A 14,316-nucleotide genomic window follows, 5' to 3' on the forward strand; every position below is an offset into this window, starting at 1 on the left:
GGCCGCAATAGGTATAGTTTATGACCGCCCCGCGCTTTGATGTGACCAAACCCAAGCGGAAGACCGGCTCGCGCACGATTTCGTGGCGCGCGCGGCTGTCGCTTGTGCTGTTCATGCTGGTGGCGGCTGTCACCGTGTGGACCACAAACCGGGCGCTGACCCACCGTTTTACCGAAAGCACCCGCAACCGGGCCGAACTGCGGCTGGCGCTGTATTCGGGCAACTTGCTGAGCGAGCTGCGCCAGCATGCGATTGTGCCGCAGCTGCTGGCGCGCGACCAGACGCTGATTTCGGCACTGCAATCCAATGACTTTTCCCTGTCCACCCAGCGGCTGATCTCTTTTGTGGATGAGATCGGCGCGGCCTCGATCATGCTGCTGGCGCAGGATGGCCGCACGGTGGCCGCAACCGACCGCAACCGGCTGGGCGAGACCCATCGCAATGCTGCCTATTTTGTCGATGCGATCCGGGCCAAGTCGACAGTCTTTTCGGTGATCCCGCGGGAAGTGGGCGGCTACCGTTTCACCTATTCACGGCGAATGATCGATGCGACCGGCGTCCTGGGCGCGATTGTCGTCGAGGTGGACCTGCAGAAGTTCGAACGGGCCTGGGCCGGGATTTCCGATGCAGTTCTGGTCACCGACAGCACCGGCAATATCATCCTGGCCACCGAGGCCCGTTGGCGCGGGCTGCAGGAAGGCGATGCGCTGACCCTGCAGACGCCCGAGGGCGCCATTCAGCGGGCGATCCGGGCCACCACCGACTGGACCGCGCTGCCGCCGGACGCTTACCTGCAGGGCGAGGCTGTGATGCGGCTGGAAACCCGGGTGCCGTTCCAGGGCTGGCGGATGGCGTCCTTCACCACTTATTCCTCGGTTCGTGAGCGGGTTAACGCGGTGCTGGCGCTGGAAATTATGGGATTCGCCATCCTGCTGGCGCTGGCGTTTTATGCGCTGAGCCGGAAAACCGCGCTGCGCATGGCCTTGTTCCAGCGCGAGTCGGCAGAGCTTCGCGTATTGAATGCGCGCCTCCAGCGGGAAATTGCCGAGCGCGAACGGATGCAAAAGACCCTGGCCGTGGCGGAACAGAGCCTGGCGCAAAGCTCGAAACTGGCCGCCTTGGGGGAGATGTCGGCTGCCGTCAGCCATGAGCTGAACCAGCCGCTGGCGGCGATGAAAACCTATCTGGCCGGCGCCCGTCTGCTGCTTAACCGCAACCGTCCGGATGAGGCGCTGGCCTCCTTTGGCCGGATCGATGATCTGATTGAGCGGATGGGGGCAATCACCCGGCAGCTGAAATCCTATGCGCGCAAGGGCGGCGATACGTTCAGCCCTGTAAACGTGGGCGATGCGCTGGCCTCCAGCCTGTCGATGATGGAACCGCAGCTGCGTCAGCGGCATGTGAAAATCACCCGGATTTTGCCCGAAGAACCTGTTATGGTGATGGGTGACCGGATGCGGCTGGAACAGGTCATGGTCAACCTCTTGCGCAACGCGCTGGACGCCACCAAATCAGTGGCCGACCCGGAGGTGGAAATCCTGCTGGCGGCGGGCGAGACGGCAACCCTGTCGGTGCGCGACAACGGGGTGGGGATCAACGACTTCGATGAATTGTTCGAGCCGTTCTACACCACCAAGCAGCCCGGCGACGGGGTTGGTTTGGGTCTTGCCATCTCCTCGGGGATCGTCAACGACCTAGGGGGACGGCTGACCGCCCGCAACGGCCAGAACGGCGGCGCGGTCTTTGAGATGCAATTGCCGGTCCTGGTGGACGGCATCGAGGCTGCGGAATGAGGCAGCCCCTGAAGATTAGGAGAGAACGCGCATGGCCCAGGCTATGAAAATCGCGATCGTGGACGACGAACAGGATATGCGGCAGTCGATCAGCCAGTGGCTGGCATTGTCGGGTTACGACACCGAGACCTTTTCCAGTGCAGAAGAAGCGCTGAAGGTGCTGGGCCCGGATTACCCCGGCATCGTGATCTCCGACATCAAGATGCCCGGCATGGACGGGATGCAGTTCCTGAAAAAGCTGATGGGCAGCGATTCTGCACTGCCGGTGATCATGATCACCGGCCACGGCGATGTGCCGATGGCGGTGGAGGCGATGCGCGTGGGCGCCTTCGACTTCCTGGAAAAACCGTTCAATCCGGACCGGATGTCGGAACTGGCCAAGCGCGCCACTGGTGCGCGCCGCCTGACGCTGGACAACCGGGTGCTGCGGCGTGAATTGTCGGATGGCGGCCAGATCATGAAGAAACTGATCGGCCAAAGCCCGGTTATGGAACGCCTGCGCGAAGATATCCTCGACCTGGGGCAGGCGGACGGCCATGTGCTGATCGACGGCGAGACCGGCACCGGCAAAACCCTGGTGGCGCATGCGCTGCACGCGGTTGGCAGCCGTGCGGGCAAGAAATTCGTGCTGATCTCCTGTGCTGCCTTGGAAGAGGAAGCACTTGCCAAACGCCTGTTCGGGCCGATGCAACCCGAAGACAGCATGCTTCCGGCAGTCGAGGAAGCCCGTGGCGGCACCCTGGTGCTGGAAGATATCGACGCGCTGTCTGAGACGTTGCAGGCCAAGCTGCTGAGTGTGATCAACGAGCAGGGCACCCCGGCAGAAACCCGGATTATCGCCATTTCCAACCTGCAGGAAGCGGGCAAGACCTGCGAAGACGCGCTGCGCCCGGATCTGTTCTACCGCCTGGCAGCATTGCGCATCACCGTGCCGCCGCTGCGCCAGCGCGGCGAAGATATCCTGACGCTGTTCACCCGCCTGTCCGAGCAATTCTCGGAAGAATACGGGTGCGAGGCGCCGCAGGTCAGCGCGCAGGAGGCGGCACAGCTGCTGCAGGCACCCTGGCCGGGCAACGTGCGCCAGCTGATCAACATTGCGGAACGCGCGGTCCTGCAGTCGCGCCGTGGCTCGGGCACCATTGCCTCGCTCTTGATGTCCGATCACGAGGAAATGCAGCCGGTGATGACCACCGAAGGCAAGCCGCTGAAGGAATATGTGGAAGCCTTTGAACGGATGCTGATCGACAACACCATGCGCCGCCACAAAGGGTCTATTGCCAGCGTGATGGACGAGCTGTGCCTGCCGCGCCGGACGCTGAACGAGAAGATGGCCAAATACGGCCTGCAGCGGTCCGACTATCTGGCGTAACTGCCGCTGCTGCTGTTTTCGGCACGGGAACCGACTGGGAAAACAAATGCTTGCGCGCCGGAGTTCTATTGGAACTCCGGCAGCCGGCTGAAAACTAACCACAATTTAATGCATTGTCTGCTATGGGCCGGCAGGTTTCATTTTCAATGCCTGTGGTGACGAATGTCCATTGTCATTACCTATCCACAGGCCTTATGCTGACCAAACGGGCCGGAAACCGGTGTATGGTTCCCCCGTTCTTATGAGTTTCGCTGACTGCGGTTTTTGTCCGGCATGATCCGAGAAAGCTGCAGTCAGACCGATTGGCCCTCTGAACTTTGGAGGGCAGTTTAGCGCCCAAGCCGGAATTTAAGCCGGTGCAGGGATAATGTGGCAGGGACGGGCAGCACCCGCCTGCCGGAGAAGAACCGCGATGACGCGCGCGAGAGCGAAAAGCACTGAGGCAGGAAGGCCGGGCATCGACCCCGGGACCACCTGCTGCACCGCGCCGTCCCAGATCGCCCTGACAAGACACCACCCGAAACGTGCGCGGCCGCCTGGAAACAAGAGGCTTGCGGACGCACAGGGCAGGTGCACCAAGGACACATGGCAAAGAAGATGCTTATCGACGCCACCCACGCGGAAGAGACCCGTGTTGTGGTTGTGGATGGAAACAAGGTTGAGGAATTCGACTTTGAATCCGAAAATAAACGCCAGCTTGCTGGCAATATTTACCTCGCAAAAGTAACCCGGGTCGAACCGTCGCTGCAGGCGGCGTTTGTGGACTATGGCGGCAACCGCCATGGCTTCCTGGCGTTTTCCGAAATCCACCCGGATTATTACCAGATCCCCGTCGCCGACCGTGAGGCGCTGATGGAGGAAGAGCGCGCCTATGCCGAGGCGATGCGTGCCCGCGACGAGGAAGACGAAGAAAAACCGGCCAAGCCCAAGCGGTCGCGCCGGTCCAAATCCGCCGCCAAGGCTGCCAAGACCTCTTCTGATGATGCAGTGGAAACCAAGGAGGTTGAGGCCTCTGAGGAGAAGACCGCTGAAATCGCCGGAATGGAGACCATCGACCTGAGCGACAGTGCTGAGGCCGGGGATGATCTGGCGGACGTGCCGGAAGGGTCCTCACCGGTGGAACATGTCGCGGAAACGCCGGTGGACGAGCCGGAAGACGATGATGTGTCTGCACCTGAGGCAGCCGAAGCCGACGTGCCTGCCGGGCCCGCTGAGACTGCTGGCGAAGAAGCACCAGCAGAGGCGGCAGCTGAGGCCGCCGTTGCCGAAGAGGCACCTGCAGAAACTGCGGAAGAGCCAGCAGCCAAGGCTGAAGCCGGCTCCGAAGCAGCTGAGGACGATGCAGAAACGGCCGCTCCGGAAGCCGCATCTGCCAATGCCGGTGCTGACTCCGCAGACAGCGGCGACAGCGATGAAGACGCGGGCGAAACCGGCCGCGCCGATGCAACCTCCAAAGATGACAGCATCGAATCCGTTGCCGATGAGGACGACAGCGAGGACATCCGTCCGCCGCGCAAGCCGCGTCCGCGCCGCTACAAGATCCAGGAAGTGATCAAAGTCCGCCAGGTTCTGCTGGTGCAGGTCGTCAAGGAAGAGCGCGGCAACAAGGGTGCGGCTCTGACCACCTACCTGTCTCTGGCCGGCCGCTATTGCGTGCTGATGCCCAACACTGCCCGCGGCGGGGGCATCTCCCGCAAAATCACCAACGCGGATGACCGCAAGAAGCTGAAGGATATCGCAACCGAACTGGACGTGCCGACCGGCGCGGGCCTGATCGTGCGCACCGCCGGTGCCAAACGCACCAAATCCGAGATCAAGCGCGACTATGAATACCTGCAGCGGATGTGGGAACAGATCCGCGAGCTGACGCTGAAATCCATCGCGCCGGCCAAGATCTATGAAGAAGGCGACCTGATCAAACGCTCGATCCGCGATCTTTACAGCCGTGAGATCGACGAGGTTCTGGTCGAAGGCGAGCGCGGCTACCGCATCGCCAAGGACTTCATGAAAATGATCATGCCGTCCCATGCCAAGAACGTGAAAAACTACCAGGAAGGGCTGCCGCTGTTTGCCCGCTTCCAGGTGGAAAGCTACTTGGCAGGCATGTTCAACCCGACCGTGCAGCTGAAATCCGGCGGCTACATCGTGATCGGCGTGACCGAGGCGCTGGTGGCAATTGACGTGAACTCGGGCCGGGCTACGAAACAGGGCTCGATCGAGGAAACCGCGCTTAACACCAACCTGGAGGCGGCTGAAGAAGTCGCCCGCCAGCTGCGTCTGCGCGACCTTGCCGGCCTGATCGTGATCGACTTCATCGACATGGACGAGCGCAAGAACAACGCCGCCGTCGAAAAACGGATGAAGGACAAGCTGAAGACAGACCGTGCCCGCATCCAGGTGGGCCGGATCTCGGGCTTTGGCCTGATGGAAATGTCGCGCCAGCGCCTGCGCCCCGGCATGATCGAGGCAACGACCGCTCCGTGCCCGCATTGCCATGGCACCGGACTGATCCGCTCCGACGACTCGATGGCGCTGTCGATCCTGCGCCAGATCGAAGAAGAGGGCACCCGCCGCCGCTCCCGCGAAGTGCTGGTGCGCTGCCCGGTCTCCATCGCCAACTTCCTGATGAACCAAAAACGCGAGCATATCGCCCAGATCGAGGCGCGTTACGGCCTGTCTGTGCGCATCGAAGGCGATCCGCATCTGGTCAGCCCGGATTTTGTGCTGGAGAAGTTCAAAACCGCATCCCGCGTGGTACCTGCTGCGACTGCTCCGGTGGTGTCCGTTGATACCTCGATCATGGATCAGGTGGACGCCGAGGAAGCCAGCGAGGACGAGGCAGAAGAACCGGCAGCAGCAGAGGCCGCACCCGCCGCCGAGGAGGCTGAGCAGGACGACAAGCCCAAGCGCAAGCGCCGCCGCCGCCGCCGCCGGAAATCCGGCAATGGCGAGCAAGGCCAGGATGGCGAAAACGGCGATGAGGCGTCTGACGAGCCGCAGCAGCAGGATGACGCAGCTGAGCCTGCGGAGGCTGCCGCCGAAGGTGAAGGCGCTGCCGCAGAAGAGGTGAAGGAAAAGAAACCTTCCCGCAGCCGCACCCGTACCCGGTCGCGCAAGCCAAAGGCCAAACCGGCTGAGGCAGAAGCCGCGGAAGAGGCTCCCGCCGCTGCAGAGACTGCCGAAGCTTCCGTGCAGGACGCCCCGGCCGCGGCTGGCGCTGAAGATGCCCCTGCAGCGGAAACCGTTGCGCAGGCCCCGTCTGAAGACGCTGCAGAAGGCGCACAAGCCGCTGCTGCCCCGGATGCTGAGCCTGCCGCGGACAGTACTGCAGAAGCGCAAGATGCCGCTCCGGCAGAAGCCACTGCTCCGGCGGAAGCCATCGCTGTTGAAGTGGAAGCTGCCCCGGCAGAACCGGTTGCCGCTGAAGCCGAGGCTGTACCGGAGGAAGAGCCTGTAGAGGCAGCACCGGATGCAGCCGCGGAGGCGGTGGCAGAACAGCCTGCTGCAGAAGAGGCCGCCCAGCCGGAGCCCGCACCCTCGCAAGAGGAGAAGCAGCCGGAACCTGCAATGGCCGTTGCTGCGGCTGAACCGGAACCGGCGGCACCGCCCAAGCCGAAACGCCGCGGCTGGTGGTCGGTGGGCAGCTGATTGCTAAGTGATAACTAATGGGAGAGGCAGGCCAAAGCGCCTGCCTTTCTTTTTTTGGCGGTATTGCCAGCGAAGGAAACGCAGCCGGCGGCGTGTCAGGAAAGCGCATCCTAGGGCGGGGCTTCGTTCGGAAGCCACGCGGTATCAACTCCGGAAGGCGTGTCGAATTCCGCAGCTGTCCGGACAGGGCGCCAAGGCGGCTTGGGTCTTAGCTGCCCTTGCGGATCAGATAGGCTTGGTGGCCAGCGCCGTCGCTGTGGCCGAGGAATTCATGGCCCGCCTCATTGCAGAAATGCGGCACGTCAATCACCGCCGCCGGATCATCCGCCAGCAGTTGCAGCACATGGCCGGGCTGCAGCGATTTCAACCGCTTGCGGGCCTTCAGGACGGGCAGGGGGCACAGCAGCCCGATGGCATCCAATGTCTCATTGATCTCGGTCATGGTGTGCAGATAAGCGGGATGTTTCATGCTGTCCACAAGGATGTGATCAACCCGCCCCGTGACGTTGGTCAATTGCTGGCATAAGTGTGGGACATGTTTGGAATCGAGATCATAGACGCAGGGCTGCTCCCTGCCATGCTGGTGGCGCTGCTAGGCGGCGTGATCAGTTTTCTGTCGCCCTGCGTCCTGCCGATCGTGCCGCCGTATCTGGCCTATATGAGCGGTGTCACCATTGGCGAGATGCAAGGCACCGGCGCAGCCCGGCGCAAGGCGGTCATCGCAGCGCTGTTCTTTGTGATGGGACTGTCCACGGTGTTTCTGCTGCTGGGCTTCACCGCCTCGGTGTTTGGTGCATTTGTGCTGAAAAATCAGGAGCTTTTTGCGCAAGTTTCAGGTGTGGTTGTGATCATATTCGGCCTGCATTTCCTGTCTGTGTTCCGCATTCCGCTGCTGGACCGCGAGGCGCGGATGGAGGCGGGCGAGTCCGGTGGTTCCGCCTTGGGGGCTTACGTTCTGGGGCTGGCTTTTGCCTTTGGCTGGACGCCTTGCATCGGGCCGCAGCTGGGCGCGATCCTGTCGCTTGCCGCCTCTGAAGCATCAGTCAGCCGGGGCACAATCCTGCTCGGCGTTTATGCCGCAGGTCTGGGCATTCCCTTTCTGCTGGCGGCAATGTTTCTCACCCGTTCCATGGTGTTGATGAACAAGATGAAGCGCCATATGGGACTGATTGAAAAGGTGATGGGCGGGCTGCTGCTGGTTGTCGGCATTATGCTGGTCACCGGGTTGTTCACCACCTTCTCCTGGTGGCTGCTGGAAACCTTCCCGGCACTGGCAACGCTGGGCTGAGCCTGAGATGTTCAAAGGGGCCTTGGGGCCCCTTTTTCTTTTCCATTCCTGGCCTTACTCTTGCCGGAATGCGCTGTTAGTCTGGCCGCAGAACAAGGATGCAGGCCAAGGCGTGACACAGCAGGAGCACGGTCAACAGCAGGTGCGCAAGCGGCGGGTATTCTACATACCCGGCTATGATCCGATTCATCCGCGCCGTTACCGCGAGCTGTACCGCAAGGAAGGCACCGCGCAGGCCGGGATTTCCGGCTACAGCCTGTCACTCTCCCCCAAACAGACCAAAGGCCCCTATGGCTGGCACGCTGTGTCAGAGATGGATGGTCTTTGCACTGAGGCCGACATCGAGGTGCTGGTCTGGTCCGACATCGTGCGCGGCAGTATGGAGGCAACCATTCCCGGCACCTATTGGCAGCTATTGCGCACAGCCTGGATCTATATCTCCACAGGTGCACTGCGGCGGCTGATGCGGCTGCGCAAAGGGCCGGTGATCGCCGCACTTTACCCGGTGGGGATGCTGCTGTTGCAGGCGTTTCTGGCGCTGCTGCTGGCGTGGGGTGTTGCCTATGCCTTTGGGACGGTGGCCGGTCGCGCCGGCCTTTCAGGTCCGGTAGCGCTGGCCATTGGCTGGGCCTTGGGTCTTGGTTGCGGCTACGCGCTGCTGCGTTGGTTCAAAAAGCGGGACGGCAAGTTCTTCGCCTATTACCTGATGCACGATTATGCGCATTCCGCGGCCTCCCGCGGCGCCATCCCGCCGGAAATGGAAGCGCGGATGCGCGCGTTCCGCGCGCTGATCTCGGAGGCGCTGCAAGATCCTGATCTGGACGAGGTGCTGGTGGCGGGGCATTCCTCGGGCGCTCATGTTGGTGTGTCCGTCCTGGCGGATCTGATCCGCGCGGGTCTGCCGTTGAACCGGCCGGCATTGGGGTTTCTGACCTTGGGGCAGGTTGTGCCCATGGTGTCCTTCTTGCCGCGGGCCGAGCGTTTGCGGGCTGATCTGCAGTATCTGTCCCAGCGGCAGGAACTGGCCTGGGTCGATGTCACGGCACCAGGTGATGGCTGCGCTTTTGCACTGTGCGATCCGGTGTCGGTCAGCGGCGTCGCGGTTGAGGGCAAGCGCTGGCCGCTGGTGTTCTCCGCCGCCTTCACCCAGACGCTCAGCCCGGAACGCTGGCAACAGCTGCGCTGGCGGTTTTTCCGGCTGCACTTTCAGTATCTCTGCGCCTTCGACCGGCCGGGCGACTATGATTACTTCCGCATCACAGCCGGACCGCTGACGCTGGCGGAACGCTACAAGGACCGCAAACCGTCGCAGTCCCGGATTGATGCGGCAGTGTCGAAGTTCACGTCGGTGGCGGCTGAATGACCCAAGCCTTGCCGCCGAAACCGCCCGCACGCCCGGACCGCGTGCCGCTGTGGCGCTATGTGAAAATGTTCCGTCAGGATATTCTGTCGGCCCAGCCCGCGCGCCTGTACCGCGCCTGGATGGCCGAATTCCGCACGCCGTTTTTCCGTTCCTTCCTGGTCAACCAGCCGGAGCTGGTGAAAGTGCTGCTGAAGGAGCGACCCGAAGATTTTCCAAAGTCGGACCGGATTGCCGAGGGGTTGAAACCGTTGCTGGGGAACTCCGTTTTCCTGACCAATGGCGAGGCCTGGAAACGGCAGCGGCGGATCATCGATCCGGCCTTTGAAGGCGGACGGCTTAAGGACACATACCCGGCGATGCGCGCCGCGGCAGAGTCCGCAGTGGAACGGCTGAAGGAACGGCAAGGACTTGTCGAGATCGAGGAGGAAACGTCGCACGCAGCGGCGGATGTAATCTTTCGCACGCTGTTCTCGATCCCGATCGAGCATCAGGTCGCGGGACAGGTCTTTAGCCGGTTCCGCGACTACCAGCGCAGCCAGCCGCTGTTGAACCTGGCAGCCTTTGTCCCATTGCCGCGCTGGATGCCGCGGTTTTTCCGCCGCGGCACCCGCCGGAACGCTGAGGTGATCCGGGCACTGATTGAACAGCTGACCCGCGAACGAATGGATGCCATCAAGGCGGGCACGGCACCGGATGACCTGGCCACTAAGATCATGACCACCCGGGACCCGGAAACAGGCAGCACTTTTGATACCGCCGAAATGGTGGACCAGGTCGCGATCTTTTTTCTTGCGGGCCATGAAACCAGCGCCTCGGCATTGGCCTGGGCGCTGTATCTGATGGCGCTTTATCCTGATTGGCAAGAGAAGGTGGCAGCTGAGGCCGAGGCGCTGGCGGATGAAACCTTTGCCGCGGTTTCAAAGCTGAGGGTCAGCCGGGATGTGTTCCGCGAAACCCTGCGGCTGTATCCGCCGGTGCCGATGATGGTGCGCGAGGCAGCCTGTCCGGAGCAGTTCCGAGACCGTGACGTGCCAAAGGGCGCGCAGATGGTGCTCAGTCCCTGGCATCTGCACCGGCATGAGCGGCTGTGGGAGAACCCGGATGGGTTTGACCCTTCCCGCTGGCAAACAGAGAACGGCAAGCAGTGCCAGCGGGACGCGTATATCCCTTTCTCGGCGGGGGCACGCGTTTGTACCGGCGCTGGGTTTGCCATGGTGGAAGGACCGTTGATCCTGTCGATGATCCTGCGCGCGTTCCGCGTAGCTCCGGCTGCGGCGCAGGCGCCGGTGCCCGTGGCGCATCTTACGGTGCGGTCGAAGAATGGGATCTGGCTGCAGCTGTCGCGGCGTTAGCCAAGAAAATTCGAATTTTCTTGGCAAATTTCTTCGAAGAAATTTGCATCACTGGATGATGCGTACGGCGTCCTGATTGCAGAAGATGACAACCTGACCGGCGTTTTCGACGGCTCGAAATCCACGGCGCTTAAGTTCGTAGTGAAAGCGGTCCCAGCCAAGCAGCCGCTCAATATCGCGCTTCTGGCGGCGGACAACACCGCCTTTTGCAGCAGCCTGGGACCGGAAAAGCTGCTGTATCCAGGCATCAGCGGTGAGAGGGACAGGCACAGGCATAGCAGCACGATGCCAAACCGCGGTTAACGTGCCCTTAACCGGTGCAGCACAAACAGCCTGATCGCTGAGGCCAATCCGCAATCCTCGCCGCGGGCTTCATCAATTCCGGCAGCCAAATCATTGATTGCACGGCCGTCCTGCGCGGCAATCTCGCGGAAGGCATCCCAGAAGTCATCCTCCAGCGACACCGAGGTCCGGTGCCCGCGCAAGGTCAGTGAGTGCTTCTTGGGCCGGCTGTTCATTCGTCGCGCTTATGGTCGTCCAGGCGCCGGACGTCTTGCACATTGCGCGCCTTGTCCAATTCCTTTTCCGCCTTGGTCCGCCCGAATGTCACGGCGTTCTGGTCAGCGCGGGCCTTTTTCCCGGCCCGCGCTTTTTCCTTTCTGTACCGGTTCAGATTGACCGGGCCTGAACCGGAGCCAGCCATCAGTCCTTGGGGCCGATCATCTGTTCGGGACGGACCACGGCATCAAAAGTCGCCTCGTCCACGAAGCCAAGCGCGACCGCCTCTTCCTTCAGCGTGGTGCCGTTCTTATGCGCGGTCTTGGCAACCTTGGTGGCGTTGTCATAGCCGATGGTCGGCGCCAGTGCCGTGACCAGCATCAGCGACTCTTTCATCAGCTTGTCGATGCGCGGCTCATTGGCCTGGATGCCGTTCAGCATCCGCTCGGTAAAGCTGTCCGCCGCGTCGCCCAAGAGCTGGATGGATTGCAGCAGGTTGTAGGACATCATCGGGTTGTAGACGTTCAGCTCAAAATGACCCTGCGAGCCCGCGAATTTGATCGCGGCATCATTGCCCATCACATGGGCGGCCACCTGGGTCAGCGCCTCGGCCTGGGTCGGGTTCACCTTGCCCGGCATGATTGAGGAGCCTGGCTCATTCTCTGGCAGGATCAGCTCACCCAGGCCCGAGCGCGGGCCCGAGCCGAGGAAGCGGATGTCATTTGCAATCTTGTAGCAGCTGCCCGCAATGGTGGCCAAAGCGCCGGACAGGAACACCATCGCGTCATGGGCGGCCAGTGCCTCGAACTTGTTCGGGGCAGTGACAAAGGGCAGGCCGGTGATTTCGGCCATATTGGCGGCGACGGTTTCGCCCCAGCCTTTTTGCGTATTCAGACCGGTGCCAACCGCAGTGCCGCCCTGTGCCAGCTCATAGATGCCGGGCATCGCAGCCTCGACCCGGGCCAGACCCTGGCGGATCTGATGCGCGTAGCCGCCGAACTCCTGGCCCAGCGTCAGCGGGGTGGCGTCCTGGGTATGGGTGCGGCCGATCTTGATGATGTCCTTGAATGCCTCGGCTTTTGCCTCCAGCCCTTCGGCGAGTTTGGTCAGGCCCGGCACCAGCACGTCGCGAACGGACATCGCGGTGGCAATATGCATGGCCGTGGGGAAGGTGTCGTTGGAAGACTGGCCCATATTGCAGTGATCGTTCGGGTGCACCGGATCCTTGGAGCCGATCACGCCGCCCAGGATTTCAATCGCGCGGTTGGCGATCACCTCGTTGGAGTTCATGTTGGACTGGGTGCCGGAGCCGGTCTGCCACACCACCAGCGGGAAGTTGTCGTCGAACTTGCCCCCGACAACTTCGCCGGCTGCTTGAATAACGGCATCACCGATCCTGGCGTCCAGCTTGCCCGAGGCCTTGTTGGCCATGGCGCAGGCCTGTTTGATCACTCCCAGCGCGCGCACAATGGCGACAGGCTGCTTTTCCCAGCCAATGGGGAAATTCATGATCGACCGCTGGGTCTGGGCGCCCCAATACTTGTCTGCGGGGACTTCAAGCGGGCCAAAGCTGTCGGTTTCGGTGCGGGTTTCGGACATCCGTCTTCTCTCCGTTGAGTATGCGATTGTATGCCGTGTAGCCTGTGCCGGAATGCGGCGCAATTGGCCAGTTGCGCGCAGCATAGCCAAATGGCAGGTAAGGTATAGTGTCGAATTGGCGCAATCCAATCCATGCCATTGTCTCAATCCATGCTATGGTTACACTGCGTGGGACGGGGCGGGAGACGGGCAAATTTGTATCCGGAAAGGAATTGATCGTGCCAATCCGTCTGTGTGAAGTTCTGTCACTGAAATCCCTGGCCGTGCCTGCATTGGCCGCCTGTTTGCTGCTGTGCGGGGCGGTGCAGGGGATTGCTGCCGGTATTTCGCAGTTTGCCGGCGAATATTCCGGCAGCGTCGACGTCGTCAAGACAGATGGCGACACCGATCCCCGGGACATGAGCGTTATCATCCACGAGATGAAGAAGGGGTTCACCATCAAATGGACCTCGACCACCGAAAAGGATGACGGCCGCAAAAAGACCAAGACCTATGAAATCGAATTCCAGCAAAGCGGGCGCAATGGCGTCTACTCTGCGGCAATGACACGCAATGTGTTTGGTCATGCGGTGCCGTTGAACCCGATGGAAGGCGAACCCTTCGTCTGGGGCCGGCTGACTGGCGATACGCTGACGGTCTTTTCGCTGTTTATTCACCCGAACGGCGACTACGAGATGCAGCAGTATGACAGGACCCTGGCCGATGGCGGGCTGGATCTGGTTTACATTTCACGGCTGAACGGCGAACCGCGCCGGCGGCTGGAGACCTTCCTGGCCAGGCAATAGGCCAAGGAACAGGCCGGACATGAAAAAGGCAGCCGGACGGGCTGCCTGATACTGCGCGATGGGTCAGCCCGCCTATTTGCGGAAGCTGTCCAGCGACACGACATCCGCGTCTTTCTTGTCTTCTTCCTCTGGCTCCTCGGCGCCGTCTTGTTCCTCAGCCGCATCGGTGACCGCGGAAAAGCCTTCCGGCTCTTCATCGGCGGACTCAAACCGCAGTCCGAACTCCACCGACGGGTCCACAAAGGTGCGGATCGCGTCATAGGGAATATAAAGCGGTTCAGGAGAATCGCCGAAGTTCAGTGTGACCGCAAAACCGTCCTCATCCACGGTCAGATTGTCGAACCAATGCTGCATGACAACGGTCATTTCACCGGGATACCGGTCGGACAGCCAATCGGCCAGCTCCACATCCGGGTGGGCTGTGTCGAAGGTGATGAAAAAGTGGTGGTTACCGGGCAAGCCATTGTCGGAGATATCCTGCAGCACGGTCCGGATCAGGCCGCGCATGGCAGAGTGCATCAGGTTGCCATAGTCGATTTCACGGGACATGCAGTCACCCTTTGTTCATTTGTCCCCAGCATAGGAGATTCTGGCGGAAACAAAAGAGCAGCCTTTTCGCAG

13 protein-coding genes are annotated in these 14,316 nt (G+C 61.6%); 7 read left to right on the top strand and 6 right to left on the bottom strand.

Features of this window, described 5'->3' with window-relative positions; all coding sequences use genetic code 11:
- Positions 1 to 20 precede the first annotated feature (20 nt).
- The 3 genes from K3724_RS08175 (at position 21) to K3724_RS08185 (ending at position 6,810) form a co-directional block, all read left to right on the top strand.
- Positions 21 to 1,793, top strand: coding sequence for an ATP-binding protein (locus K3724_RS08175; RefSeq protein WP_134830032.1), 1,773 nt, complete (start codon positions 21 to 23; stop codon positions 1,791 to 1,793).
- 31 nt (positions 1,794 to 1,824) lie between these two features.
- Positions 1,825 to 3,162 carry a sigma-54 dependent transcriptional regulator gene (locus K3724_RS08180; protein WP_259991703.1) on the top strand — a complete coding sequence of 446 codons (1,338 nt, stop codon included), beginning with the start codon at positions 1,825 to 1,827 and terminating at the stop codon, positions 3,160 to 3,162.
- Between the two features lie 585 nt (positions 3,163 to 3,747).
- Positions 3,748 to 6,810: an Rne/Rng family ribonuclease gene (locus K3724_RS08185; RefSeq protein WP_259991705.1), complete on the top strand. Its 3,063-nt coding sequence runs from the start codon at positions 3,748 to 3,750 to the stop codon at positions 6,808 to 6,810.
- A gap of 208 nt (positions 6,811 to 7,018) precedes the next feature.
- On the opposite strand, the gene K3724_RS08190 is transcribed toward K3724_RS08185, so the two are convergent.
- Positions 7,019 to 7,252 carry a sulfurtransferase TusA family protein gene (locus K3724_RS08190; protein ID WP_259992595.1) on the bottom strand — a complete coding sequence of 78 codons (234 nt, stop codon included), beginning with the start codon at positions 7,250 to 7,252 and terminating at the stop codon, positions 7,019 to 7,021.
- A 93-nt stretch (positions 7,253 to 7,345) separates the two neighbouring features.
- Here K3724_RS08190 and K3724_RS08195 point away from each other — a divergent pair, with 93 nt between their 5' ends.
- The 3 genes from K3724_RS08195 to K3724_RS08205 all read left to right on the top strand — a co-directional run bounded on the left by K3724_RS08195 (position 7,346) and on the right by K3724_RS08205 (position 10,813).
- On the top strand, positions 7,346 to 8,098 hold the full coding sequence (locus K3724_RS08195; protein ID WP_259991707.1) for a cytochrome c biogenesis CcdA family protein: 753 nt from the start codon (positions 7,346 to 7,348) through the stop codon (positions 8,096 to 8,098).
- Positions 8,099 to 8,210: 112 nt separating this feature from the next.
- Positions 8,211 to 9,461, top strand: a complete 1,251-nt coding sequence (locus K3724_RS08200; RefSeq protein ID WP_259991708.1) for a hypothetical protein — start codon at positions 8,211 to 8,213, stop codon at positions 9,459 to 9,461.
- Positions 9,458 to 10,813 carry a cytochrome P450 gene (locus K3724_RS08205; protein ID WP_259991710.1) on the top strand — a complete coding sequence of 452 codons (1,356 nt, stop codon included), beginning with the start codon at positions 9,458 to 9,460 and terminating at the stop codon, positions 10,811 to 10,813. Before K3724_RS08200 ends, K3724_RS08205 begins: the two co-directional genes overlap by 4 nt.
- A gap of 48 nt (positions 10,814 to 10,861) precedes the next feature.
- On the opposite strand, the gene K3724_RS08210 is transcribed toward K3724_RS08205, so the two are convergent.
- From K3724_RS08210 to fumC, 4 genes are read right to left on the bottom strand one after another with little or no spacing between them, the layout of a single operon-like run.
- Positions 10,862 to 11,170 carry an N-(5'-phosphoribosyl)anthranilate isomerase gene (locus K3724_RS08210; protein WP_311198496.1) on the bottom strand — a complete coding sequence of 103 codons (309 nt, stop codon included), beginning with the start codon at positions 11,168 to 11,170 and terminating at the stop codon, positions 10,862 to 10,864.
- On the bottom strand, positions 11,113 to 11,331 hold the full coding sequence (locus K3724_RS08215) for a ribbon-helix-helix domain-containing protein (protein ID WP_129371131.1): 219 nt from the start codon (positions 11,329 to 11,331) through the stop codon (positions 11,113 to 11,115). The genes K3724_RS08210 and K3724_RS08215 overlap by 58 nt, the downstream gene beginning before the upstream one ends.
- Positions 11,328 to 11,516: a DUF4169 family protein gene (locus K3724_RS08220; protein WP_259991712.1), complete on the bottom strand. Its 189-nt coding sequence runs from the start codon at positions 11,514 to 11,516 to the stop codon at positions 11,328 to 11,330. Before K3724_RS08220 ends, K3724_RS08215 begins: the two co-directional genes overlap by 4 nt.
- Positions 11,516 to 12,910: a class II fumarate hydratase gene (gene fumC, locus K3724_RS08225; RefSeq protein WP_259991714.1), complete on the bottom strand. Its 1,395-nt coding sequence runs from the start codon at positions 12,908 to 12,910 to the stop codon at positions 11,516 to 11,518. Before fumC ends, K3724_RS08220 begins: the two co-directional genes overlap by 1 nt.
- Positions 12,911 to 13,128: 218 nt before the next feature.
- On the opposite strand from fumC, the gene K3724_RS08230 reads away from it, so the two are divergent.
- Complete coding sequence (locus K3724_RS08230; RefSeq protein WP_311200217.1) at positions 13,129 to 13,695, top strand: hypothetical protein; 567 nt, start codon at positions 13,129 to 13,131, stop codon at positions 13,693 to 13,695.
- 72 nt (positions 13,696 to 13,767) lie between these two features.
- On the opposite strand, the gene K3724_RS08235 is transcribed toward K3724_RS08230, so the two are convergent.
- Positions 13,768 to 14,244: an SspB family protein gene (locus K3724_RS08235; protein WP_129371128.1), complete on the bottom strand. Its 477-nt coding sequence runs from the start codon at positions 14,242 to 14,244 to the stop codon at positions 13,768 to 13,770.
- Positions 14,245 to 14,316: the final 72 nt, after the last annotated feature.

Source organism: Leisingera sp. M658, assembly GCF_025144145.1.
Classification (GTDB): Bacteria; Pseudomonadota; Alphaproteobacteria; order Rhodobacterales; family Rhodobacteraceae; genus Leisingera.